Below are 2,030 nucleotides of genomic sequence, written 5' to 3'. Positions count from 1 at the left end.
ACGACGAGCAGCAGGCACAACCAGCCCGGGAGCGCGTAGATGATCGCGGCGGAGGGGACGCCGCCACCGATCGTGCCCCACGTGATGAGCGCGCTGATCGTCCCCCAGATCCCCGTCTGCAGGATCAACGGGGCCGGGGCGAGCTCACGCCAGCGCAGCACCACGAGCGCCGACAGGGTGCCGGCGAAGACCGCGGCGAGCGCCCACGCCACCGGGGACGCGAACTCCCACATCGGCGCCCACGTAGGCGTCTGGAACCGGTCCGGGGCGAGGGCGAACGTCAGCCCGATCGCGACGAGCGCGGCCGAGAGGGACACCGCCACGATCTCTGGAAACGCGGAACGGCGGATACGGACGACGAGCTGAGCCACGCGACGAGGCACGGGCACCTCCAAAGGGTGTCGGGAATGACGACGGCCCCCACCAGGTGTGGTGGAGGCCGCTAGGGTGTGGGGCATGACGACTCCCCTGGACCGGATGGTGTGGTGGTGGCGGGAGCGCGGGATGCGCCCCCGCCAGTGCGACTGGTGTCGCGCCACCTACCGGCCAGCGCAGGCCGCCACAGAGTCGCGAGGCCGGTTCTGCTCCGAGTCATGCGCAGTGGAGGACGCCGACTTCACCGCGTGGTGACCTAGAACCCGAGGATGCCGAGGTCGCGGACGAGCCGCTCGCCGACGAGCCTGTGTACGGACTCGTGGTAGTGCAGCCAGTCGGTGTGCCCGGCAGCGGTCATCAGGTCCGTTGCCTGCTGTGTGTACATGCCGGGCCGGTTCGGGTCCTCGATGGCAGCGGCGCAGTCGAGGATGCAGTCCACCGGGTGTGCGCCCGATCCCGGCACGATGGTCCCGTCTGCCTTAATGACCTTGGCCCGGATCGCCCCGGCGGTCCCGGCGGCCACGGTGGCGGAGCCGTCTGCGGTGAGGGGCGCACCGTCACGGAGCCAGGTGTTGAACGTCAGCGGCTCAGTCGGGGGCGTCTGAGACGGGGACGAGCGGGGTGCGAGCGTTGTCTTGCCAAGCCACGCGATCCCGTTCGCCTTCATGTACTTCCAGAATTTCAGGGCAGACTCCGGGAGGGGCTGGTTGATGCCAAGCTCGTCGATCATGTGCGTGGCGGTCGCCAGGTGCGGGCCGTACATCATGGTCGTGCGGGGCCCCGGGTGAGCCCCGTGGTAGTCCCCGCCCTGGGCGACCTTGACCGAGGCCAGATTCAGGCGGCGAGAGAGGTAGTCCATGTGCGAGAGGCTGACCTGCACGATGGAATCGCCGGTAAGAATCCAGGAGCGTCCGGTGCTCGGCGCGCCGATTCTGGCGGGCCGCACCGTGCCCCATCCGATGAGGGGTGCTGCTGCGGGGTGGTTCGGGTCGTAGTGCCCGGTGTGTATCCTCGCGCCCTCGTCCGGGTCAGCCCCGGAGAGGTCCATGTACGCCTTGGGACCCTGCGTCCAGGTGTACACGTCGAGCACGTCCCCGGCGAGCACGTCCACGGGAAGGGGGTCGGCGGTCATGGTCGCACCTTCCACGGGCACGCTGGCCTGCTGCGCGCCGGAGAAGGTGAGCGTGTACTTCGGGCCGCCGTTGACACCGGCTGCGGCGCGGAGGGTGAACGGCTCGGCGATGGAGCCGGTGAAGCCTCCGTGGAATACCCAGGAGAGGGCGGGCTTGGAGGCGTCCACGGTGACCCGCTGGTGCGAGGTCGCCCCGATCCCGGTAGTGGCGTCGCGCAGGAGCGTGGCGGGTGCACACCGGGAGAGGACATTCAGCACGGGTCCATTCGGGGGCGCGGCGGCACGGCGGGCGGGTCCGCCGAAGACGCGGCGGCCGGCGGTGGTGTACACGCCTCGGGCAAGTCCGTCAGTGTCGCTGATCCTCGTCATCGGGCCACCGCGTCCGAGAGGGCCTTGATCTGGGCGGCGGTGAACGCGCGGGTGCCGTCCATGACGATGCCCGCGACTCGGCCCGGATCGGCCTGGCCGAAGAAGAGATGGTTGCCGGTGATGGGCTGTGCGGGAGCGTTCTTCACCTCGGCCC

General features: G+C 70.0%; 2 protein-coding genes. Both read right to left on the bottom strand.

What is annotated here, in order from left to right:
- Window positions 1–383, bottom strand: a 383-nt coding sequence (locus tag ACI2L3_RS40195) for a hypothetical protein (protein WP_404757433.1), incomplete at its 3' end; no start/stop codon positions are given.
- A gap of 248 nt (window positions 384–631) precedes the next feature.
- Entirely contained in the window at window positions 632–1,837 is a 1,206-nt protein-coding gene (locus tag ACI2L3_RS40190) for a hypothetical protein (protein WP_404757432.1), read from the bottom strand.
- Window positions 1,838–2,030 lie beyond the last annotated feature (193 nt).

Origin of the sequence: Streptomyces sp. NPDC029674, from assembly GCF_044903205.1 — a bacterium.
In the GTDB taxonomy this organism is placed as follows: domain Bacteria; phylum Actinomycetota; class Actinomycetes; order Streptomycetales; family Streptomycetaceae; genus Streptomyces.
This window is presented reverse-complemented; position numbering and strand designations above follow the sequence as displayed.